Origin of the sequence: Kitasatospora sp. NPDC088861 (genome assembly GCF_044750105.1) — a bacterium.
GTDB lineage: Bacteria > Actinomycetota > Actinomycetes > Streptomycetales > Streptomycetaceae > Kitasatospora.
In genome coordinates this window covers 39,076-58,991 of the sequence record NZ_JBIVJF010000019.1, presented here as the reverse complement: position 1 = coordinate 58,991, position 19,916 = coordinate 39,076, and the positions used below count along the sequence as shown (strand labels likewise).

23 protein-coding genes are annotated in these 19,916 nt (G+C 75.2%); 14 read left to right on the top strand and 9 right to left on the bottom strand.

Annotation, left to right across the window (positions count from 1 at the left end; translation table 11 throughout):
• The first annotated feature begins 29 nt into the window (after positions 1-29).
• Genes ACIP37_RS26870 through ACIP37_RS26860 form a run of 3 tightly spaced genes read left to right on the top strand, consistent with a single transcriptional unit; the run spans position 30 to position 2,179 of the window.
• Positions 30-560, top strand: a complete 531-nt coding sequence (locus ACIP37_RS26870; protein ID WP_363584940.1) for a hypothetical protein — start codon at positions 30-32, stop codon at positions 558-560.
• Positions 561-570: 10 nt separating this feature from the next.
• Positions 571-1,335, top strand: a complete 765-nt coding sequence (locus tag ACIP37_RS26865) for a futalosine hydrolase (protein ID WP_363584938.1) — start codon at positions 571-573, stop codon at positions 1,333-1,335.
• Complete coding sequence (locus ACIP37_RS26860) at positions 1,328-2,179, top strand: 1,4-dihydroxy-6-naphthoate synthase (protein ID WP_363584936.1); 852 nt, start codon at positions 1,328-1,330, stop codon at positions 2,177-2,179. The genes ACIP37_RS26865 and ACIP37_RS26860 overlap by 8 nt, the downstream gene beginning before the upstream one ends.
• Before the next feature lie 9 nt (positions 2,180-2,188).
• Here ACIP37_RS26860 and ACIP37_RS26855 read toward each other — a convergent pair whose 3' ends face one another.
• The gene (locus tag ACIP37_RS26855; protein ID WP_063348207.1) at positions 2,189-2,572 is read right to left on the bottom strand and encodes a cold-shock protein; all 384 of its coding nucleotides are present in this window, start codon (positions 2,570-2,572) and stop codon (positions 2,189-2,191) included.
• 472 nt (positions 2,573-3,044) lie between these two features.
• Between ACIP37_RS26855 and ACIP37_RS26850 the strand changes: the two genes are divergently transcribed.
• The gene (locus ACIP37_RS26850) at positions 3,045-3,287 is read left to right on the top strand and encodes a hypothetical protein (RefSeq protein ID WP_363584932.1); all 243 of its coding nucleotides are present in this window, start codon (positions 3,045-3,047) and stop codon (positions 3,285-3,287) included.
• Between the two features lie 46 nt (positions 3,288-3,333).
• Here the strand turns inward: ACIP37_RS26850 and ACIP37_RS26845 are convergent, their stop codons facing one another.
• A complete protein-coding gene (locus tag ACIP37_RS26845; protein WP_363584930.1) occupies positions 3,334-3,960 on the bottom strand; it encodes an HAD family hydrolase in 627 nt (208 codons plus the stop codon).
• Positions 3,961-4,060: 100 nt separating this feature from the next.
• Here ACIP37_RS26845 and ACIP37_RS26840 point away from each other — a divergent pair, with 100 nt between their 5' ends.
• The 5 genes from ACIP37_RS26840 to ACIP37_RS26820 all read left to right on the top strand — a co-directional run bounded on the left by ACIP37_RS26840 (position 4,061) and on the right by ACIP37_RS26820 (position 8,591).
• Entirely contained in the window at positions 4,061-5,092 is a 1,032-nt protein-coding gene (locus ACIP37_RS26840) for an iron ABC transporter permease (RefSeq protein ID WP_363377332.1), read from the top strand.
• Positions 5,089-6,165, top strand: coding sequence for an iron ABC transporter permease (locus ACIP37_RS26835; RefSeq protein WP_363632249.1), 1,077 nt, complete (start codon positions 5,089-5,091; stop codon positions 6,163-6,165). Before ACIP37_RS26840 ends, ACIP37_RS26835 begins: the two co-directional genes overlap by 4 nt.
• A complete protein-coding gene (locus tag ACIP37_RS26830; RefSeq protein ID WP_063348212.1) occupies positions 6,165-6,971 on the top strand; it encodes an ABC transporter ATP-binding protein in 807 nt (268 codons plus the stop codon). The genes ACIP37_RS26835 and ACIP37_RS26830 overlap by 1 nt, the downstream gene beginning before the upstream one ends.
• A gap of 66 nt (positions 6,972-7,037) precedes the next feature.
• Positions 7,038-8,009, top strand: a complete 972-nt coding sequence (locus ACIP37_RS26825) for an ABC transporter substrate-binding protein (protein WP_400808824.1) — start codon at positions 7,038-7,040, stop codon at positions 8,007-8,009.
• Between the two features lie 138 nt (positions 8,010-8,147).
• Entirely contained in the window at positions 8,148-8,591 is a 444-nt protein-coding gene (locus tag ACIP37_RS26820) for a MarR family transcriptional regulator (RefSeq protein WP_363584920.1), read from the top strand.
• Between the two features lie 30 nt (positions 8,592-8,621).
• On the opposite strand, the gene ACIP37_RS26815 is transcribed toward ACIP37_RS26820, so the two are convergent.
• Complete coding sequence (locus tag ACIP37_RS26815) at positions 8,622-9,221, bottom strand: short chain dehydrogenase (RefSeq protein WP_363632251.1); 600 nt, start codon at positions 9,219-9,221, stop codon at positions 8,622-8,624.
• 122 nt (positions 9,222-9,343) lie between these two features.
• Between ACIP37_RS26815 and ACIP37_RS26810 the strand changes: the two genes are divergently transcribed.
• Entirely contained in the window at positions 9,344-10,210 is an 867-nt protein-coding gene (locus ACIP37_RS26810; RefSeq protein WP_400808826.1) for a LysR family transcriptional regulator, read from the top strand.
• 32 nt (positions 10,211-10,242) lie between these two features.
• Here the strand turns inward: ACIP37_RS26810 and ACIP37_RS26805 are convergent, their stop codons facing one another.
• Positions 10,243-10,863, bottom strand: a complete 621-nt coding sequence (locus ACIP37_RS26805; RefSeq protein ID WP_363584914.1) for a cysteine hydrolase — start codon at positions 10,861-10,863, stop codon at positions 10,243-10,245.
• Between the two features lie 72 nt (positions 10,864-10,935).
• A complete protein-coding gene (locus ACIP37_RS26800; protein ID WP_363632255.1) occupies positions 10,936-12,351 on the bottom strand; it encodes an MFS transporter in 1,416 nt (471 codons plus the stop codon).
• 251 nt (positions 12,352-12,602) lie between these two features.
• Here ACIP37_RS26800 and ACIP37_RS26795 point away from each other — a divergent pair, with 251 nt between their 5' ends.
• Positions 12,603-13,208, top strand: coding sequence for a TIGR03086 family metal-binding protein (locus ACIP37_RS26795; RefSeq protein ID WP_363584910.1), 606 nt, complete (start codon positions 12,603-12,605; stop codon positions 13,206-13,208).
• 213 nt (positions 13,209-13,421) lie between these two features.
• Positions 13,422-13,784, top strand: a complete 363-nt coding sequence (locus ACIP37_RS26790; protein ID WP_363584908.1) for a nuclear transport factor 2 family protein — start codon at positions 13,422-13,424, stop codon at positions 13,782-13,784.
• Between the two features lie 78 nt (positions 13,785-13,862).
• Here ACIP37_RS26790 and ACIP37_RS26785 read toward each other — a convergent pair whose 3' ends face one another.
• Together ACIP37_RS26785 and ACIP37_RS26780 are read right to left on the bottom strand one after the other, a co-directional pair.
• Complete coding sequence (locus ACIP37_RS26785; RefSeq protein ID WP_363584906.1) at positions 13,863-14,339, bottom strand: hypothetical protein; 477 nt, start codon at positions 14,337-14,339, stop codon at positions 13,863-13,865.
• Positions 14,340-14,412: 73 nt separating this feature from the next.
• Positions 14,413-15,063 (bottom strand): hypothetical protein, encoded by a 651-nt coding sequence (locus ACIP37_RS26780; RefSeq protein WP_400808831.1) that lies wholly within the window; start codon positions 15,061-15,063, stop codon positions 14,413-14,415.
• A gap of 102 nt (positions 15,064-15,165) precedes the next feature.
• On the opposite strand from ACIP37_RS26780, the gene ACIP37_RS26775 reads away from it, so the two are divergent.
• Positions 15,166-15,900: a TetR/AcrR family transcriptional regulator gene (locus tag ACIP37_RS26775; RefSeq protein WP_363584902.1), complete on the top strand. Its 735-nt coding sequence runs from the start codon at positions 15,166-15,168 to the stop codon at positions 15,898-15,900.
• Here the strand turns inward: ACIP37_RS26775 and ACIP37_RS26770 are convergent.
• The gene (locus ACIP37_RS26770) at positions 15,797-16,636 is read right to left on the bottom strand and encodes a hypothetical protein (protein WP_363584900.1); all 840 of its coding nucleotides are present in this window, start codon (positions 16,634-16,636) and stop codon (positions 15,797-15,799) included. The genes ACIP37_RS26775 and ACIP37_RS26770 overlap by 104 nt on opposite strands.
• A 343-nt stretch (positions 16,637-16,979) precedes the next feature.
• Between ACIP37_RS26770 and ACIP37_RS26765 the strand changes: the two genes are divergently transcribed.
• Positions 16,980-19,481 carry a helicase-associated domain-containing protein gene (locus ACIP37_RS26765; RefSeq protein WP_400808834.1) on the top strand — a complete coding sequence of 834 codons (2,502 nt, stop codon included), beginning with the start codon at positions 16,980-16,982 and terminating at the stop codon, positions 19,479-19,481.
• A gap of 20 nt (positions 19,482-19,501) precedes the next feature.
• On the opposite strand, the gene ACIP37_RS26760 is transcribed toward ACIP37_RS26765, so the two are convergent.
• Complete coding sequence (locus ACIP37_RS26760) at positions 19,502-19,753, bottom strand: hypothetical protein (protein ID WP_280678786.1); 252 nt, start codon at positions 19,751-19,753, stop codon at positions 19,502-19,504.
• Between the last annotated feature and the right edge of the window lie 163 nt (positions 19,754-19,916).

Here is a 19,916-nt window from a genome sequence, read left to right as displayed (position 1 = left end):
GATCGGCGAAGCCCGGTAGATTCTGACGCATGAGCCTCAATACCCGTGCCATCGCCGCCCTCGGCGCCGTCGTCGTGGTCGGTGCTGCCACGGTCGGCACGTCCGTCGCCATCGCGAGCGGCCAGACCGAGCACAGCTCCCACCGCGCGACCCTCACGGTCGGCAACTCCTCGATCGTCGCGGACCCGCTGTGCTTCAACGGCGGCAGCCCGATCACGGAGGACCTGCAGCAGGAGTGCCAGCAGAAGGCCACCCAGGCCCTCGCGGAGGGCACCCTCCCGACCTCCGACGTCGTGGTGAGCGACCGGGTCGGCGTCGGCGTCTCCCCGAACGTGGCCGACAAGGGCTGGTGGGCCTTCAGCAACGGCGGCTCGCAGGGCCAGGGCGGGCGCTACAGCCTGTTCTCCTACGCCAAGGGCCCGACCTTCTCCGGCTCCCAGCCGGCGAGCCAGGTGCTGAACGCCTCCGGCAAGACCCTGGTCACCGTGGTCGAGGGCGACAAGAACTCGGACAACCCGGTCGCCGTCTGGTACTTCCAGCTGAACACCCAGGACAGCTGACGCTCCCGCGATGACCGCACACGCCGTCACGGACGAGCGCGACGAGCAGCCGGGCCCCGACCGGGCCCGGCTGCTCGTCGTCGTCGCGGTGCCCGCCGAGGCCGAGGCCGTCCTGCGCGGCCTGCCCGGCCCGGCCGCCGTGCTGCCGTTGCCCGGCGGTGCGCTGCACCGGGCCGCGGGCGCCCCGGTGGACGTCCTGGCGGGCGGGGTCGGCCCGGCCGCCGCCGCGGCCGCCGCCGCCGCCGCACTGGGGGCGCGGGCGGCCTCGGGGGGCCGCTACGGCCTGGTCGTCTCGGCCGGGATCGCCGGCGGGTTCGCCCCGCACGCCCCGGTCGGCACCACCGTGCTGGCCGACGCGATCGTCACCGCCGACCTCGGCGCCGAGACCCCCGAGGGCTTCGCCGACGTCACCGAACTGGGCTTCGGCACCGTCCGGCACACCCCTCCCCCGGCCGCCGTCGCACTGGCCGCCCGGGCCCTGGGCGCCGCCACCGGCCCGGTGCTGACCGTCTCCACCGTCACCGGCAGCGCCGAGCGGGCCGCCGCGCTGGCCGCCCGCCACCCGGGCGCCCTGGCCGAGGCGATGGAGGGCTTCGGCGTGGCCGAGGCCGCCGCCCGGTACGGCGTGCCGGTGCTCGAACTGCGGACCGTCTCCAACCCGGTCGGCCCGCGCGACCGGGCCGCCTGGCGGATCGGCGAGGCGCTGGCCGCCCTGGAGCGGGCCTTCGCCGCACTGCCCGTCCACGAACTGATCGAGGAGGCCGGCCGTGGCTGAACGGCTGAGCATCGCATACTCGCCCTGCCCGAACGACACCTTCGTCTTCCACGCCTGGGCGCACGGCCTGGTGCCCGGGGCGGACGCCCCCGAGGTGACCTTCGCGGACATCGACGTCACCAACGGCCTGGCCGAGCGCGGCGAACTGGACGTCCTGAAGATCAGCTACGGCGCGCTGCCCTGGGTTCTGGACGAGTACACCCTGCTGCCCTGCGGCGGCGCGCTCGGGCGCGGCTGCGGCCCGCTGGTGCTCACCCGGCCGGGCACGGACGCCCCCGCGGACCTCACCGGGAAGACGGTGGCGGTGCCGTCCGAACGCTCCACCGCCTACCTGCTGTTCCGGCTCTGGGCCGCGAAGGCGGTGCCGGGCGGCTTCGGCGAGATCGTCGTCCTGCCGTTCCACGAGATCATGCCCGCCGTCCGGGACGGCCGGGTGGACGCCGGCCTGGTGATCCACGAGGCCCGGTTCACGTACCGGCAGTACGGCCTGCACAGCCTGGCCGACATGGGCGAGGCCTGGGAGCAGGAGACCGGCCTGCCGATCCCGCTCGGCGCGATCGTCGCCCGGCGCTCGCTCGGTGCCGAACGGCTGCGCGCGCTCGCCGACGCCGTCCGCGCCTCCGTCCGGCAGGCCTGGGCGGACCCGAGCGCCAGCCGGGAGTACGTGCTGGCGCACGCCCAGGAGATGGACCCGGCCGTCGCCGACCAGCACATCGCCCTGTACGTGAACGAGTTCACCGCGGACCTCGGCGAGGAGGGCTACGCGGCCGTCCGCGCGCTGCTCACCCGGGCCGCCGCGGAGGGGCTGGTGCCGCCGCTCGACCCGGGTGCGCTGGCGTTCTGATCCCCCCGGTCAGACGTCGAACTGGTCGGCCACCGCGCGCAGCAGGCCGGCCAGCTTCTGGCCGGTCGCCTTGGCCGGGTAGCGGCCGTGCTGGAGGCCCGGCAGCACCGCGTCCAGCGTGGTGATCAGGTCCTGGACGATCGGCGCCATGTCGTCGGCGCTCTTGCGCTGGGCGGCGGCCACCGACGGCAGTGCGTCCAGCAGCTGCACGGCCATCGCCTGGTCGCCGCGGTGGCCGGCGACCACGCCGAACTCGACCCGCTGGCCCGGCTTCAGCACGGTGACACCGGCGGGCAGCGCCTTGGTGTGGACGAAGACGTCGCCGCCGTCGTCGCGCGACAGGAAGCCGAAGCCCTTCGTCTCGTTGAACCACTTGACCTGGCCGGTGGGCATCTCGACAGTCCTCGAATGGGTGTGAGGGATCCCGGCCCTGGCCGGGGATCACTGGGTGGTGGGGAAGGCAGCCGACCTCGGCTCGGCGCCCGCGGGCGCTCATGGTCAGCACGCTGTCAGGAGCAGACTAACGGTCCGTCACTGCCTCATCCGCGTTCCGCGAAAGATCCGCGTTCCAAGGCCCGTTGGGGGCGGTACGGGCGCGGCGGTCTCGCGATCACGGGCGACCCGGTACTGGCACGGCCGGGGCGCGGCTCAGCACGGTCCATCGGCTCACACCCCCGGGTCTGAGGAAACGGGGCGCACCTGTCGCACCCCTCGGCACCCCCTGCATACCCCCGCCCAGCAGGGATCAAAACGTTCAGCTTCCGAGAAACTGCGCAACGTGACCGGGCCGCTCCGGTGGCGGGGGCCGGCGGCCGCTCTGCCAGACTGGACCGACCGCCCGACCAGCCCCGAGGAGCGAGCAGACGTGAGCAGCCAGAGCGCCGACCCCGGCGACGTGTACGTCAAGGCCGGAACGATCGTCTTCGGTCTGGGCGCGCTCGCCACCCTGGTCACCTTCGTTCCGCTGTTCCTGCACCTGACGCCGCTGCCGACGGCCGCGTACTGGCTGAGCATGCTGATGCCGGCGGGCTTCCTGGCCGCGCTGACCGGGCTGCTCCTGAACGCGCGGGCCCAGCGGCGCCGGGTGGAGTCCGCGGGCGCGTCCTAGGCCCCGGTCCCGGGACGTGGCTCCGGGCGTGCCCCGGGGCCGGGGCTCAGTCGGCCAGGTGGGCGTCGAGCCAGGCCGGGAAGCCGGTGAGGTCCGCCAGCACCACGTCCGCCCCGGCCGCGCGCAGTTCGTCCGCGCTGTACGGGCCGGTGGCCACGCACACCGCGACGGCGTCCGCGTGCCGGGCGCCCCGGATGTCGCCGAGGTGGTCGCCGACGTAGACGCTCGCGCCGTGCTCGCGCAGCGCCTCGCCCTTGGTCTCCGCCCAGAGGTCGCCGACCAGCGCGTCCGCGTGCAGCCCGGCGTGCTCCAGGTGGAGGCGGGCGTTCGGCTCGTACTTGCCGGTGATCACCGCGACCCGGCCGCCGTGGTCGCGGACCGCCTCGACGGCGGCGTGCGCGCCGGGGAGGGCGACGGTCGGGGCGAAGGCGAGGTCGCGGTAGAGCTCGCGGTAGCGGGTGACGGCGCGCTCCACCTCGTCCTCCGGGAACCAGTTGCGGATCTCGTCCAGCAGCGGCGGGCCGAGCCGGGTGACCACCAGGTCGGCGTCGATGCGGGCGCCGGTCTCGGCCGCGAGCGCCAGGTAGGTGGCGTGGATCCCCGGCCGGGTGTCCAGCAGCGTCATGTCGAGGTCGAAGCCGACGGTGAGCGGGGCGGTGCGGGTCTCGGGCATGCCGCCAGGCTATCCAACGGGCGGTTCGGGGGGACGAGGCAATTTGCCCCGGCTTCCGACGGGAACTTAGGTTTACCTGAGTTGTCTGCGGAGAGGGCCCATGACCGACACCACCGCGCCACCCGGCGCGCGACGGACAGCGCGCCGCCGAATACTGTGGCTCGCCGCCGCGCTGGCCGTCCTGGCCGCCGCGGTGCTGCTGAGCCTGGCGGTCGGCAGCCGCACCATCCCCTTCGGCGACACCCTCGACGCCCTGCTGCACGGCGGCGACACGGCCAACGCCGTCGTCGTCCGCGAGCTGCGGGTGCCGCGCACCGTCGTCGGACTGGCCGTCGGCGCGGCGCTCGGCCTCGCCGGGGCCGTCATGCAGGGCCTCACCCGCAACCCGATCGCCGACCCCGGCATCCTCGGCGTCTCCCAGGGCGCGGCGGCCGGCGTGGTCCTCGCCATCTCCGGCTTCGGCGTCTCCACCCTCACCGGCTACGTCTGGTTCGGCTTCGCGGGCGCCGTGATCGCCACCGTGCTCGTGTACGGCCTGGCCGGGCGCGGCCGGGGCGGGGCCACGCCGATCAAGCTGGCGCTGGCCGGCTCGGCGATGTCCGCGTTCATCGCCTCGCTCAACACCATGGTGCTGACGACCGACGCGGCCACCATGGACCAGTTCCGCTTCTGGCACGTCGGCTCGCTCTCCGGGCGGACCTCGGACGTGGCCTGGCAGCTGCTGCCGTTCCTCGCCGTCGGCACGGTGCTGGTGGTCGCGGTGGCCCGCGGCCTGGACGCGCTCGCGCTCGGCGAGGACACCGCCAAGGGCCTCGGCGCCAAGACCGGCCTGGTCCGGGCGGTCGGCGCGCTCGGCGCGACGGTGCTGACCGGCTCGGCCGTCGCGGCCGCCGGGCCGATCGCCTTCGTCGGCCTCGCCGTCCCGCACGCGGCGCGGGCCGTCGCCGGCGCGGACCACCGCTGGGTGCTCGCCTTCTCCGCCGTCCTCGGCCCGGCCCTGCTGCTGCTCGCCGACACCCTGGGGCGGGTCCTCTTCCCGCCGTCGGAGGTCCCGGCGGGCGTGATGACGGCGCTCGTCGGCGTCCCGGTCCTGGTCGCGCTGGTGCGCCGCCGGAAGGTGGTCGCGTCATGAGCGCGCAGGGTGTGCGAACCGTCGGGCGCGGCGCCGTCTCCCCGCGCGGGTACGCCGTGCTGCGGGCCGGGCGGGCGTCCGTGCTGCTGCACCGCCGGTCGGCGGTGGTGGCGCTGGGCCTGCTGGTCGCGCTGGCCGGGACGGTCGTCGCCTCGCTCTGCCTGGGCGAGTCGGCCGTGTCCCCGGTCGAGGTGGTGAAGGTGGTGCTCGGGCAGCCGAGCCCGCACGAGCTGGTGGTCGGCGAGTTCCGGCTGCCCCGGGTGGTCGTGGGCCTGCTGGTCGGCACCGCTCTGGGGCTGGCCGGGGCACTGATCCAGACCGTCGCCCGCAATCCGCTGGCCAGCCCCGACGTGGTGGGCGTGACCTGGGGCGCGACCGCCACCGTCGTCGGGCTGATGGCGTACGGCGTGGTCGGCTCGACCGGTCAGGCCCCGTACGCGGCGGTGGCGGGCGGGCTGGTGGCCGGGCTGCTGGTGTACGCGCTGGCGTGGCGGCGCGGCCTGCACGCGCAGCGCTTCGTGCTGATCGGGATCGGGATCAGCGTGGCCCTGTCCTCGCTGACCTCCGTGTTCCTGACCAAGGGCGACGGCTTCCAGGCGCAGGCCGCGAAGGTCTGGATGACGGGCAGCCTGAACGGCGCCGGCTACGACCAGGCCGGCTGGCTGGCCTGGGTGCTGCTCGCCGCCGTGCCCGTCGTCCTGTGGGCGGCGCGGGCGCAGCGCTCGATCTCCTTCGACGACGCGACGGCCGTCGGTCTGGGCCTGCGGCTGGACCGGATCCGCCTCGGCATGGCGCTGCTGGGCATCGTGCTGGCCTCGTGCGCGGCGGGCGCCGCCGGGCCGGTGGACTTCGTGGCGCTGATGGCCCCGCAGATCGCGCTGCGGCTGGTCCGGTCCGCGCAGGTCCCGCTGTTCTGCTCGGCACTGACGGGCGCGCTGGTGGTCGTGCTGGCCGATCTGATCGCCCGGCGGCTGGTGGCGCCGACCGAGCTGCCGGTGGGCGTGGTGACCGGCATGGTCGGCGCGCCGTACTTGATGTGGCTGCTGATTCGTTCCCGTCGTGGAGGTTCCTGATGTCCGCTCACCGTCTGGAGGCCCGGGGCCTCACCCTGGCCTACGAGGCGCGCACGGTCGTCGAGGGCCTGGACGTCGGCATCCCGGACGGGCGGGTGACGGTGATCGTCGGCCCGAACGCCTGCGGCAAGTCGACGCTGCTGCGGGCCCTGGGGCGCCTGCTGAAGCCGGTCCGGGGCGCGGTGCTGCTGGACGGCGAGGAGCTGGCGCGGATCCCGACGAAGCGGATCGCCCAGCGGCTGGGCCTGCTGCCGCAGTCGCCGACGGCGCCGGAGGGCATCTCGGTGGCGGACCTGGTCTCGCGGGGCCGCCAGCCGCACCAGAGCTGGTGGCAGCAGTGGTCGCCGGAGGACGAGGCGGCGGTGACGGAGGCGCTGGAGCGGACGTCCACGGCGGAGCTGGCCGAGCGCAGCATGGACGAGCTGTCCGGCGGCCAGCGGCAGCGGGCGTGGATCGCGATGGCGCTGGCGCAGGGCACGGACATCCTGCTGCTGGACGAGCCGACCACCTACCTGGACATCGCGCACCAGGTGGAGGTGCTGGACCTGGTCCGCCGGCTGAACGTCGAGCGCGGCCGGACGGTGGTGGCGGTGCTGCACGACCTCAACCAGGCGGCCCGGTACGCGGACCACCTGGTGGCGATGCGGGACGGCCGGGTGGTGGCGCAGGGCGCGCCGACCGAGGTGGTGACGGCCGAGCTGGTGCGGGAGGTGTTCGGGCTGGAGTCGGTGGTGGTGCCGGACCCGGTGACGGGCACGCCGTTGGTCGTTCCGGGGGCCCCGTGGGCGGCGGCCGTGGACGCCTGACGGCAATTCCACACCAAACCGGACATAATCGGCGCGCCCCCGAAGCCTCACTCCCGAGGACCGCCGATGCACCGGATCGCCCGCCGTTCGTTCCTCGCCGGTCTCGGCGGGGCCGCGCTCGCGGCCTGCACGACCGGGCGGTCGGCGCCGCCGACCGCCGACGGCCTGGGCGCGTCCGCCTCGCCCACCCCGGTGCCGCCGGTCACGGTGGACGCGGCCACCGGGCCGGTGCTGGTGCCGGGCGAGCCGCTGCGGGTGGTCGTCCTCGACACGGACGTGCTGGACTCCGCGCTGACCCTCGGCATCACCCCGGTGGGCGCCGCGCTGCCGGCCGCCGACATCCGGTTCCCCGCCTACTGGCCGGCCTCCCGGGTCGCCGGGATCCACCGGGTCGGCCTGGCCAGCGCCCCGGACCTGGTCGCGATCCGGGCGCTGCGGCCTGACCTGATCCTCTCCAACCAGGCGCGCGACGGCGACCGCTACGACCAGTTGCGGGAGATCGCGCCGACCGTGCTCACCCAGACCACCGGCGCGCCGTGGAAGGCCGACTTCCAGGTGCACGCCCAGGCGTTGAGCCGGGAGGCCGCGGCGGCGGCCTTCGTCTCCTCGTACCAGCGGCACGCCAACCAGGTGGTGCAGGCCCTGTCGGCGGCGAAGGCGTCCGGCCGGAAGGTGAGCCTGGTGCGGTTCGTGGAGGGCGGCGGGATCCGGCTGTTCGGGAAGCAGAGCTTCCCCGGGATCGTGCTGTCGGACGCCCAGGTGGGGCGGCCGGACGCGCAGAACGTCGACCAGTCCGACGTCGAGATCCCGCTGGACCAGATCGCGAAGGCGGACGGCGACCTGCTGCTGTACGCCACCTCCGGCGATCCGGCCCTGGCCGGCACCGACGCCGCGCTGGAGAGTCCGGGTTGGCAGGCGCTGGGGGCGGTCAAGGCGCACCGGGCGTTCCCGGTGGACGACCAGCTGTGGTTCCAGGGGATCGGGTACACCGGCGCCAACTTCGTGCTGGCCGAGCTGCAGCGCTTCCTGGGCGCGTGACCCGCCGCGCGGCGTCGGAGAGTCCGTACCGGCCAGGCCAGGGCGTGGCGCGAGGATCCGCCGGACGTCGGCCCCGCCCCCGTACGCCGGGGTTCCGGCGCTGGTCGGGGCGGCTGCGCCCTGCCATAAGCTGGCACGGTGAGTAGCGAACCGGCCCCGCCCGAGGACACCGCCGTCGAGCTGATGCGTGCGATGACGCGGCTGCGGGCGCGGCTGCGCACCGAGGCCCCGATCGACGACCTGCCGTGGAACTGGTCGCACCTGACCACCCTGCACCGCGTCGTGCAGGAGGGCCCGGCGACCGTGACCGAACTCGCCCAGGCCGAGCACGTGCGCCGCCAGTCCATGGCGGAGACCGTGGCCGCGCTGCGGGCCGGCGGCCTGGTCAGCGCCGCCAAGGACCCGAACGACGGGCGCAAGTCCCTCTTCAGCGCGACCCCGGCCGGAGCCGACCTGTGCGAGCGGATCCCGGCGGCGCGGGAGGCGTGGCTGGCCGAGGTGATCGGATCCACCCTCCGGGCCGGCGAGCGCAAGACGCTCGACCGGGCGGCGGAGATCATGAACCGCCTGGCGGACAGCTAGGGCCCGTCCTTCGCGCCAGCTCGGTTGCTTCTAGCGGACCCGGTAGATCTGGCCGGTCTGCGCGCCCTCGATCGAGCGGACGTACGCCGTCGCCACGCGGGTCGCGGGTACCGCCTCCATGCCGGGGAAGAAGGGCCCGTAGGCGGGCAGGGACTCCTCGACCACGGTCGGGCTCACCGCGTTGATCCGCTGGGGCGGGAGTTCGATCGCGGCGGCTCGTACGAACGCCTCGACGGCACCGTTCGCCGCGGATGCGGCCGCCCCGGCCACGATCGGCTCCTCGGTGAGGATCCCGCTGACCAGAGTGAACGAGCCGGTCCTGGCTACGTGTGAGGCGCCCTGGCGGACCAGCTCCAACTGGCTCAGCGCCTTGCCGCGGAACGTCGCCGCGACATCGCCGGCGGTCAGCTCGCCGAGCGGCTTGAACACGGCGGCGCCCGCCGCGACCGCGACCGCGTCCAGCGGGCCTGCCTGCGCGTACAGCCTGGCCACCGCTTCCGGGTCGGTGACATCGGCCACCAGGTCCCCGCCCGTGCGGCCCGCGCCAATCACCTCGTGGCCGCGCTCCGCGAGCGCCCGGCGCACCGCGCTGCCCAGCGTTCCACTCGCACCGACCAGAAGAATCCTCATGACCCACACCGTCCATCACGTCTCGGGACCGAACCCCGGGAACCGCCCCGGGTACCTGTGACGCTACGGATCACGCCCCGTCCCCGGAAATGCCGTTTGGGCAGGGACTATGCTCCACAGGCATGGACGATGTGGAACTGCGTCACCTCAGGGCCCTGGACGCGCTGGCCGAGGCGGGCACCGTCACCGCCGCCGCGGCCCGGCTACACATGACGCAGCCCGCCCTCTCCCGCACGCTCGCCCAGCTGGAGACCCGCGTCGGCGTCCGGCTCGTCGACCGCTCCTCCCGGCACCTGGCCCTCACCCAGGCCGGCACCACCCTCCTCGGACACGCCCGGGCGATCCTCGCCCACCTGGATGCGGCCCTCGCGGACGCCCGGACGATCTCCCGCCCCCTACGGCTGGGCTACACCTGCGCGGTGCTCGGACAGCAGACCGTCCCGCTGCTCCGGTCGTGGCGCCGCACACACCCGCACGCCCCGCTCGAGGTGGTCCGACGGGACAACAGCACCGCGGGCCTCGCCACCGGGGACACCGACGTGGCGGTGCTCCGCACCGTCCCCGCCGATCCGCGTATCCGCACCGAGGCCCTCTACACGGAGGGCCAGGTCGCGGCCCTGTCCGACGACCACCCCCTTGCGGACCGGGACGGGGTGCTGCTGGCCGAACTCACCGTCGGCCGGGACCTCCCGCTGGCCCTGTGGCCGGGTGTCGGTACCGCCTCACCGGACCTGTGGCCCCCGGAGCAGTGCCCGGTCGGGACGGTCGAGGTGGGCAACGTGGACGAGTGGCTGAACCTCATCGCCACCGGCGGTGCGTTCGGCCTCGGCGCGGCAGGTACCGCGGAGAGCCACAGCCATCCGGGCGTCCGCTTCCTCCCGGTCTCGGACGCCCCTGGCGCCACCGTCTACCTCGCCCACCCCGCTCACCCCACCCATCCCCGGACGGCGGACTTCCTCACGGCGGTCCGGGAAGTGGTGAGCGGCTAGCGCCAGACCCCGTCGCACGTCTCCGCCGCGCCTCACCGGCTCCCGGGCACGCTCAGGGCGGCCAGGTCCGCGGTGGCGACGATCCAGGCCTGGCGCGGGAAGACCTTCTCCATGAGCACCCGGTGCACCTCCGGGTCGGGGTCGGCGGTGGCGTCGGCCAGGACGAACAGGCGGTAGTCCTCGTCGGCCGCCTGCCGGAGGGTGGTCAGCACCACCCCGCTGGTGGAGAGCCCGGCGAGGACCAGGGTGTCCACGTCCCGCCCGCGCAGTTCGGCGCGCAGATCGGTGTCACTGGCGAAGACGCCGAAGCGCGTCTTGCGCACGGTCACGTCGTCCTCGCGGATCTCCAGGGACTCGTGCACGGCCGTCGCGGGGTGGCCGTCGGCGAGGTGGCCGGCCTCGGCGACCCGGGCGAAGGCCTTGTTGCGGGCGGGGACGGCGGCGAGGTCCGCCTCGGCGAACGCGACGCGGACGAAGACGACGTGCGTGCCGTGGGCGCGGGCCCAGGCCAGCGCCTCGCCCGCGCGGGCCAGCAGACCCTCCGGGTCGGGAACGGCGCCGAGGGCGGCGGGCTGGAAGTCCATCAACAGCAGCGCGGTGCGCGCGGGGTCGATCGCGGGCGCGGTCTCGGTCACGGTGGTCATGGTGGTCATGTCGTGGATCGGCTCTCTGCGGGTTGAGGTGGGCCCGGGCCGGGTGGGTCCGGGCCGGTTCGCCTGCGGCGGCTAGGACTCGGCGAGTCGGCGGTCGCAGGCGGTCAGGACGAGGAGGAGGGCGGAGATCGCGACCAGCACCCAGGCGATGGAGTGCAGGCCGGCGTCGCCCACCCGGTCGTGGAAGGCGGCGCCGGTGATCGCCGCCGAGGCGATGGAGCCGAGGTAGCCGAAGGTGCGCAGCAGTCCGGAGGCGGTGCCGACCGTCGCGGCGGGGGCCTCCTGGTAGAGGACGGTCTGGTTGGCGACCGTCCCGGCGCCGGAGGTCAGCCCGAACACCGCGCTGACGGCGACGACCGCCGCCATCGGGGTGCCGACGCCCACGAACAGCACGGCCACCGCGCCGAGCAGCAGCAGCACCGCGCAGGCGATCAACGGCAGCCGCACGCCCGTCCGTCGTGCCACCGCCCGGGCGGTCACGGCGCTCAGGACGCCCATCGGCATCAGCGCCAGGCCGGCCTGGTAGGCGGACAGCCCGCGGGCCGCCTCCAGCCACTGGGTGAGCCCGTAGAGGATCACGTACGTGCCCATCAGCGTCAGGCCGTTGCGCACGTAGGTGCGGGTCAGGGCCCCGTTGGAGGCGAGCAGCCGGACGTCGAGGAACGGGTGGGCGGCGCGCAGTTCCCAGCCGACCAGCACGGCGGCGAGGACGAGGGCGGCGGCGAGCGCGGGCCAGTCCGGGCGCGGCAGGGCGGCGAGGAAGACCATCAGGGCGGTGAGCGAGCCGCCGAAGCCCAGCATGCCGGGCAGGTCGAGGCGGGAGGCGAGGGCGCGGGGTGAACCGAGGCGCACCGGGTCGGGGTCCGGCGCGATCCCGACCACGGCCAGGACCAGGGCGACGGCGGCGACCGGAATGTTGATCCAGAAGGCGGTCTGCCAGCCGAACCAGCCCACCAGCAGTCCGCCGAGGGCGGGGCCGACGGCGACGGTGGCGGCGCCGGTGATCGCCAGGCCACCGAGCACCCCGCGCGGCGGGGCCTGGTAACCGGCCTGTTCGGCGCGGCGGCGGATCAGCAGCATCGCGGCCGGGTAGCCGGCCGAGGTGCCCGCGCCGATCAGCACCCGGGCCGCGATCAGGGCGGCCATCGAGTGGGCCAGCGTGCCGACGATCCCGGCCGCGAACACCAGCACGATGCCGGCGACGAAGATCCGCCGGGGCCCGAACTCCTCGGCGAGCCGCCCGGCGGCGGGCTGGGCCAGCGCGCTGGTGAGGTACAGGCAGGAGATCAGGACCGCGGTGTCCCCGACGGGGAGGTGCAGGGCGGCCGCGATGGCCACCAGCGCGGTCGCGATGATCGAGCTGTTGACCGGGTTGAGCGAGGCCCCCAGGTACAGCGGGGCCACGAAGCGCGGGCCGAAGGGGTTGCCGGTGGGCGTCGCGGTCGTGGCCGTCTGCTGCGGGGTGTGGGTGTCACCGGGGAGAGGCATGTCGGCCCCCTTCCTCCGGAACCTCTGCGACGGAGCTGGCCTGCTGGGGAGGTCCCGGTAGAGATAGGCAGGCTGCCTGCTTAATATTAGCAGTCTGCCTGCCTACTCTGAACCGGTTGCCGCAGCCGGGGCGGCCACCGCGGGCCCCGGGCCGGCGCTCCTGGCCGGGGCCCGCGGCGTCGCTCCTGGTCAGGGCACCGGCCGTCGCGTTTCTTCAAGACCCGGCGGCCCGACCGGCGCAGGATCGGGGCATGAACGATCACCCGACCCGGGACACCCACCCGCTGCACCCCCTGCTGGCGCGCGCCGCCGCGGCCGCCGCCCGGGTCGCCGACGGCGTCCCGGCGGACCACCCGCTGGACGGCCCGACACCCTGCACGGACTTCGACGCCCGTGCGCTCGTCAACCACTGGGTGCTCTACACCTCGCACGGCCTGGAGCACCGGGCCCGCCGCACCGAACTGCCCGAGGAACTGGTCGACCGCGACTTCACCGCCGACCCCGGCTGGCCCGCCGCCTACGCGGCCCGGCTGGACCGCGCCGTCGCGACCTGGGCCGACCCGGCCGTCTGGGAGGGGCACGTCGACCTCGGCGGATCCTCGGCACCGGCGGAGGGCATCGCCCGGATGCTGATCGCGGAGCTCGTCCTGCACGGCTGGGACGTCGCCCGGACGACCGGCGGTCCGATCGGGATCGACGAGGAGCTCGCGCAGCTGGTGCTGGCGGTCGTCGAGGAGAACGCCGAGCTGTACCGCCGGTACGGCGGCTTCGCCGCCCCGGTGGCGGTGCCGGACGGCGCTCCGACGCTGGACCGCGCGCTGGCCGCCTCCGGGCGCGATCCGCGCTGGAACGGCTGAGCGCCTGGCTGCCCAAGCGCCCAAGCGCCCGACCGCCTGACCGCCTGACCGCCTGGCTGCCCGAGCGCTCAGCCGGCCGCGCACTCAGTCCGCCGCCCGCAGGGACGCACGGAGCCGGGCGTGCAGCAGGCGCACGGCCGGCGAGTGCTGGTCGGGTCGGGCGACCAGGCCGAGGCGGGCCCGGACCGGTGCGTCGACGACGGGGATGGAGGCATGACGACGACGAAGACTGCACGTGGGATTTCCGAGACCTACTTCGCGGCCTGGCAGGCGGGCGACTTCGAGACGCTGCGGGGGCTACTGGCGGAGGACGTCGACTTCGTGGGCCCGCTGGCCACGGTGTCGGGGGTGGAGGAGGCCCTGGCCGGACTGAAGGGGCTCGGGCAGGTGCTGGAGAAGATCGAGGTGCACGCCCGGGTCGCCGAGGGGGACGACGTGATCACCTGGTTCGACCTGCACACGAGCATCGCGCCACCGGCGCCGACGGCGAACTGGAGCCACGTGGAGAACGGGAGGATCACCCGGATCCGGGTGACCTTCGACCCGCGGGGGCTGCTGGCGGGCTTCGCGCGCTGAGCGGAGGTCGCACCGGCCGCCGGGCTGAGCGATCCGGGCCCGACAGGGCGGGCGATCCGGGCCCGGCGGGGCGATGCCCTACTCGTCGTCGCCGTCCTGGATCTCCTCGGGCGGCGGCGCGAGGATGATCGGCCAGTCGTCCTCGGAGGCGAGGAGGTCTTCGAGCGGGGTGCCGGGGCCGGCGGTGAAGACGGCCAGCCCCTCGTCGAACCAGGCGGGCAGCACCGGATCGACGGTCGTCCCGGCGCGCAGGACCAGGTGGGCGCGCGGGTCGACGGTCGAGCGGTCGGGGAAGTCGGCGGGGTCGACGCCCACCTGCTCCAGCGCCACCGGGTAGACGGCCACCGAGATCGCCAGCCGGTCCCCCTCCAGGGAGGGCTCGAACCAACCGTCCGTCTGCACCAGGTAGAACACCCCGTCGCCCTCGTAGCAGTACGAGCCGAGCCGGTCCAGGGCGCGCTCACCGGGGGTGCCGTCGGGGTCGACGACCAGGACCGCGGCGGGCGCGTCCGGTTCGTCGGGATTCGGGCCGGGCCGTACGTACAGGCGGGCCATCGGGCACCTCCGGGTCGTGGCGGGTCGGGCGGGGCTCAGCGGGTCGGGCGGGGCTCAGCGGGTCGGGCCCAAGCTACCGTCGCGCCAGGCGACCGCGAACCGCCCAGGCCACCGCACCGAGGGCGAAGCCGTAGACCGCCACCAGGCCGTGTCCGTTGTCCTGGGCGAGCCACATGGCGAGGCCCAGCACCGGGACGCCGACCGCCAGGGCGCGCTCCTTGGGGAGGCGGGTGCGGGTGAGGAAGGCGAGGGCCAGGGTGGCGCCGAGGAAGTAGGTGGCGCCGGAGCTCCCGGCGAAGTTGCGGGGGTCGGTGCTGGGGCCGTCGCCGAAGCCGAGCAGGCCGTCGATCCGGCCGGGCAGCAGGATGCCCGCGAGGAAGAAGGCGAGGGTGAGCGGGCCGCCCCAGTACCACTGGGCGAGCGCGGCGACGGCGGCGAGGGTGGCGAGGTTCCACAGGCCGCCGCCGAGGCCGCCGTTCTGCATGAAGACCGAGGTGAACTCGCGCCACCAGCCGGACTTGGCGGGGTCGGCGTCGAGCGTGTCCATGGCGCCGGACCAGAGCAGCTGGAGCAGCACGCCGCCGACGGCGAGCGCGGTCAGGGCGACCGCCGCCCACGGGATCGGCCGCCCCCGCAGCGTGTCCCGGCCGACCACGCCGAGCCCGCAGTTGACCATCATGACCATCAGCGCGGCCGTGGTCACGTTGAACAGGATCGCCCCCATGACTGCCCCTCCCCCATCACATTCCAACGCCGTTCGAAAACCGGGCAGGGCAAAGCTAGCACAGTTTTCGAACAGTGTTGGAAAGCGTTGTACGGTGGAGCCATGAAGCTCACCAAGGAGCGCATCGTCGATGCGGGCATGGCCGTCTTCGCGGAGGTCGGCTACCACAACCTGTCCATGCGCCAGGTCGCCGACCGCCTCGACGCCCACGCCGGCAGCCTCTACTACCACGTGCGCGGCAAGGACGAGTTGCTCACCCTGATGGCCGACCGCGTCTGCCGACAGGCCTACGACACCGGCACCGCGGCCCTCGCCGCCCTCCCCCCCGACGCCACCTGGCGGGACCGGGTCGAGGCCCAGGCCGCCACCCTGCGCCGCAGCATCCAGCAACACCCCGGTGGCGCACTGCTCCTCGCCGAGAGCCCCGGCGTCCTCAGCTCCGGCGGCCTCTCCCTGATGGAACGCCTGCTGCGCACCCTCCTCGACGCCGGCCTGCCCACCGTCCACTGCGGCATCGCCGCCGACATCCTGCTCAGCCACGTCACCGGCTTCGTCCTCCAGGAACAGAACCAGCCACCGGCCCCACCACCCGTCAGCGCCGAGCTCTACGCCGACCTGTGCGCGGAGTTTCCGCTGATCATGGGCGAGTTGATCCCCCGAATCGGCCAGGACGAGAAGTTCACCCAGAGCATCCGACTGCTCTGCACCGGCTTCGCCGCCCTCGTCCCGGGCGTCAGCCCTGCTGCGGCGGACGACGGCGCAGGCTCAACAGCAGCAGCACCACCGCCGACAGCACCGCCGACAGGCGCAGCACGCCCGGGGCCGCCGACCAGCTGATCTGACTGAACTGCGCACCGGCCTGCACGCCCGCGCCGCCCTGGGCGCCCGGCTTGGCCTGCATGGCGTGCAGGGTGGCCGCGCTCATCGTGATCAGCGGGATCCCGAGGATGACGAACTTGCGCATCAGATCGGAGAGTTGGCGGGACAGGTAGCCGAGGGCCCAGCCGACCAGCATGGCCGGGAAGAAGCTCATGGCGGCGCCGCCGATCAGCAGCCCGCAGGAGAGCAGGACCAGCAGGGACGGCCGACGGGCCCCGACGCCCGCGCCCGCACTCGCGCCCGCACCGGCAGTTGCGCCCGCACCGGCACCGGCCTGGCCGGCGGGGGCGGTCGGCTGCGCCTTCGCCTTCCCCGCGGCGGTCGCCCTCCCCTTGGCCTTGCGCTGCTTCTTCCCCTTCGCCGAGGCCGCCGCAGCCGCCCCAGCCACAGCCCCCGCCGGATCGGCGGCCTGCGCACCCGCCGCTCCCGCCCCGTCCCCGGCACGCTGCTCGGGGATCGGCTTCGGCGGAGCCTGCGGCGCGTCCGAGAAGTTGAGCAGCACCAGATCCCAGCCGTTCGCGCCGGAGCTGTACACCTGGGGCGGCGGGATGGAGCCCGGATCGTCCTCGGGCCCGTCGAAACGCGGCTTGTCCAGCTGGACGGGCGGCGCCCCGGCCCCCGGGGTGCGCGGCGTCCGGGGCGGGTCCAGCGGCACCGACGGGGTCCCGCCGCCCGGCGCCGCCGTGTCGTACACGCTGTCCCCGTCGGAGGCACCGGACGGACCGGACGGACCGGAGGCGCCGGATGCACCCGAACCGCCCGAACCGCCCTCGTCGCCTGCAGCACCGGACCCGGCAGACCCGCCGGAGGCCCCCGCCCTGCCCCCCGAACGGCCGCTCCACGGCCCGCTCCTGCGCCACCACTCGCCGTCCGTCATCACCGACACCCCGCCTCGCGCCCGAACCCCGGCCCACCGAACCACCCTCGGCCGTGACGCTACCCACCCCGCCCCCGCCCGCGCGAGTCCTGAGGACCGGTCCACCACGGGCCGCCGCACGGACACCCCGCCGTCCGCCCGCCCGACTAACCTAGGTCGAATGACCACACAGCAGGGCCCTCAACGCCAGGGCAGGTCCGCCGCCGGCCCCCGCACCCTCGCCGAGGAGTTGCGCGCCCGCCCCGACGACGCGCTCGCCGCCCTGCTCCGCTCCCGCCCCGACCTGCTCAACCCCGTCCCCGGCGACCTCACCCAGCTGTCCGCCCGGCTCTCCTCCCGCGCCTCGGCGCTGCGCGCCCTGGAGCGCCTGGACCGCTTCACCCTGCAAGTCGCCGAGGCCCTGGCCACCGCCCCGGACGGCACCGGCCTGGCCACCGTCCGCACCCTGCTGACCGGCCCGGCCAAGGTCAAGCCGCACCCCGGCGCGACCCCGCTGACGCCCGCCGACCGGTCCGCCGTCGCCGCCGCCCTCCCCCGGGCGATCGCCACCCTGCGCGACCGGGCGCTGCTCTGGGGCCCGGACAACGGCCTGCGGCTGGTCCTCGCCGTCCGCGAGGCACTCGCCCCGACGGCCGCCAACCCCGGCCGCACCGGCCTCGGCCCGACCCTCTCCGACGCGACCGTCGGCATGTCCCCGGCCCGGCTGCAACAGCTGCTCGCCTCCGCCGGGCAGCCCGCCACCCCGGACCCGGTCACCGCCGTCGACGCGCTCACCTCCCTGCTGAACGACCGCGCCCGCTGCGCGGCGCTGCTCGACACCGCCCCCGAGGCCGCGCTGCGGCTACTGGAACGGCTGGTCTGGGGGCCGCCGACCGGCACCGTCCCGGACGCCACCCGCCCGGTCACCGCCGAGGACGCGCAGAGCCCCGTCGAGTGGCTGCTCGCCCGCGGGCTGCTGCTGCCCAGCGGGCCGGGCAGCGTCGTCCTGCCGCGCGAACTGGCCCTGCACCTGCGCGGCGGCCGCACCCACCGCGCCGTCGAGCCGGTCCAGCCCGAGCCCGCCCCGGCCGCCGCCCCGCGCGATCCACAGGCTGTGGACGGCGCGGCGGCCGGCCAGGCCCACACCGCCGTCAAGACCGTCGAGGAACTCCTCGACACCTGGGGCCTCACCCCGCCGCCCACGCTGCGCGCCGGCGGCCTCGGCGTCCGCGACCTCAAGCGCACCGCGCAGGCCCTGGAGACCACCGAGCAGCAGTCCGCCTTCTGGCTCGAACTCGCCTACGCCGCCGGACTGCTGGCCCCCGACGGCGAGGCCGACGAACGCTGGGCCCCGACCCCCGCCTACGACGGCTGGCTCCAGCGGGACACCGCCGAACGCTGGTCCGTCCTCGCCGCCGCCTGGCTCGCCGCCACCCGCGTCCCCGCCCTCACCGGCACCCCGGACGGCAAGGGCAAGCCGCGCGCCGCCCTCGGGCCCGAACTCGACCGCACCCTCGCCCCGTCCGTCCGCCGCGCCACCCTCGCGCTGCTCGCCGAGCTCCCGCCCGGCACCCCCGCCACCGCCGCCGAACTCCTGCCCACCCTGCGCTGGCAGCGCCCGCTGCGCGGCGGCCCCACCGGCCCGGACGGCCACGAGCTGCGCGACGACCTCACCGCCTGGACCCTCGCCGAGGCCGAACTCCTCGGCGTCACCGGCCGCGGCGCCCTCGCCGCCCCCGCCCGCGCCCTGCTCACCGCCGAATCCGACCCGGCCGAGGTGCTCGCCCCGCTGCTGCCGCAGCCGCTCGACCACGTGATCCTGCAACCGGACCTCACCGCGATCGCCCCCGGCCCGCTGCTCACCCCGCTCACCCAGGCCCTCGCGCTGTGCGCCGACATCGAGTCCAAGGGCGGCGCCACCGTCTACCGCTTCACCCCGGTGTCCGTCCGCCGCGCCCTCGACGCCGGACGCACCGCCGCCGACCTGCGGGCCTTCCTGGAGCAGCACTCCCGGACGCCCGTCCCGCAGCCGCTCGCCTACCTGATCGACGACGTCGCCCGCCGGCACGGCGTCCTGCGGGTCGGCGCCGCCTCCTCCTACCTGCGCTGCGACGACCCGTCCCTGCTGAACGAGGTCCTCGCCGACCGCCGCTCCGCCGACCTGCGGCTGCGGCTGCTCGCCCCCACCGTCCTCGCCGCCCAGGCCGCCCCGGACGCCCTGCTCGCCGCCCTGCGCGCGATGGGCTACGCCCCGGCCGCCGAGTCCGCCGAGGGCGACGTCCTGATCACCCGCCAGGACAGCCACCGCACCCCGCCCCGCACCGCCCCCGCGCCCGTCCCGGACGGCCCGCCGACCCCGGACGACACCCTGCTCGCCGCCGCCATCAAGGCCATCCGGGCCGGCGACCGCGCCGCCACCGTCAACCGCCGGGACTCCACCCCCGACCCGCGCCAGCTGCCCCGCACCGCCGCCGCCGAGACCCTCGCGGCCCTGCAGACCGCCGTCCTGCTCGGCGAACGGATGTGGATCGGCTACCTCAACGCCGAGGGCATCGCCAGCCAGCGGATCATCGACCCGGTCAAGGTCGAAGGCGGCTTCGTCACCGCCTTCGACCACCACGCCGACGAGCTCCGCACCTTCGCCCTGCACCGCATCACCGGCGTCGCGGAGCTCGACGAGTAACCCCGGCGGCAGGGCCGGGCTCAGTGCCCCTGCGACTCCTTCATCTTCTCCTTGACGGCCTTGTCCGCCAGGCTGCCGATCTCCCCCTGCCCGACCGGCAGCGAGCCGCCGCCGACCTGGTCGGCGATCAGGAATCCGGGCGCGGCGAGCAGCCCGCCGGGCCCCTCCCCGATCCCCGCGAGGGCGTGCGCGGAGCCGGCGGACGAGGCGGTGGCCGCGAAGGCCGTGCCCATCAGGGCGAGAGCGGTGAGAACGCGCTTCGACTTCTTCATGACCGGCTCAACGAGCGATGCGCACCGTGGTCACCCGGCGCCGTCGCCCGGAGCGCGGGCTCGGTCGCCCGTACGAACGGAAGGAGCCCGTTCCCGTTCGGAAGGAGCCCGACCACGTTCGCCGCGGAATGCGCGACACTGGAGGGTCTGCGTCAATCCAGCC

Coding starts and splice junctions, on each gene's coding strand:
- ACIP37_RS26870 (WP_363584940.1), top strand. CDS start 30: ATGAGCCTCAATACCCGTGCCATCGCCGCCCTCGGCGCCGTCGTCGTG.
- ACIP37_RS26865 (WP_363584938.1), top strand. CDS start 571: ATGACCGCACACGCCGTCACGGACGAGCGCGACGAGCAGCCGGGCCCC.
- ACIP37_RS26855 (WP_063348207.1), bottom strand. CDS start 2,572: ATGCCCACCGGCCAGGTCAAGTGGTTCAACGAGACGAAGGGCTTCGGC.
- ACIP37_RS26845 (WP_363584930.1), bottom strand. CDS start 3,960: ATGCCCGAGACCCGCACCGCCCCGCTCACCGTCGGCTTCGACCTCGAC.
- ACIP37_RS26840 (WP_363377332.1), top strand. CDS start 4,061: ATGACCGACACCACCGCGCCACCCGGCGCGCGACGGACAGCGCGCCGC.
- ACIP37_RS26835 (WP_363632249.1), top strand. CDS start 5,089: ATGAGCGCGCAGGGTGTGCGAACCGTCGGGCGCGGCGCCGTCTCCCCG.
- ACIP37_RS26830 (WP_063348212.1), top strand. CDS start 6,165: ATGTCCGCTCACCGTCTGGAGGCCCGGGGCCTCACCCTGGCCTACGAG.
- ACIP37_RS26825 (WP_400808824.1), top strand. CDS start 7,038: ATGCACCGGATCGCCCGCCGTTCGTTCCTCGCCGGTCTCGGCGGGGCC.
- ACIP37_RS26815 (WP_363632251.1), bottom strand. CDS start 9,221: ATGAGGATTCTTCTGGTCGGTGCGAGTGGAACGCTGGGCAGCGCGGTG.
- ACIP37_RS26810 (WP_400808826.1), top strand. CDS start 9,344: ATGGACGATGTGGAACTGCGTCACCTCAGGGCCCTGGACGCGCTGGCC.
- ACIP37_RS26805 (WP_363584914.1), bottom strand. CDS start 10,863: ATGACCACCATGACCACCGTGACCGAGACCGCGCCCGCGATCGACCCC.
- ACIP37_RS26800 (WP_363632255.1), bottom strand. CDS start 12,351: ATGCCTCTCCCCGGTGACACCCACACCCCGCAGCAGACGGCCACGACC.
- ACIP37_RS26795 (WP_363584910.1), top strand. CDS start 12,603: ATGAACGATCACCCGACCCGGGACACCCACCCGCTGCACCCCCTGCTG.
- ACIP37_RS26790 (WP_363584908.1), top strand. CDS start 13,422: ATGACGACGACGAAGACTGCACGTGGGATTTCCGAGACCTACTTCGCG.
- ACIP37_RS26785 (WP_363584906.1), bottom strand. CDS start 14,339: ATGGCCCGCCTGTACGTACGGCCCGGCCCGAATCCCGACGAACCGGAC.
- ACIP37_RS26780 (WP_400808831.1), bottom strand. CDS start 15,063: ATGGGGGCGATCCTGTTCAACGTGACCACGGCCGCGCTGATGGTCATG.
- ACIP37_RS26775 (WP_363584902.1), top strand. CDS start 15,166: ATGAAGCTCACCAAGGAGCGCATCGTCGATGCGGGCATGGCCGTCTTC.
- ACIP37_RS26765 (WP_400808834.1), top strand. CDS start 16,980: ATGACCACACAGCAGGGCCCTCAACGCCAGGGCAGGTCCGCCGCCGGC.
- ACIP37_RS26760 (WP_280678786.1), bottom strand. CDS start 19,753: ATGAAGAAGTCGAAGCGCGTTCTCACCGCTCTCGCCCTGATGGGCACG.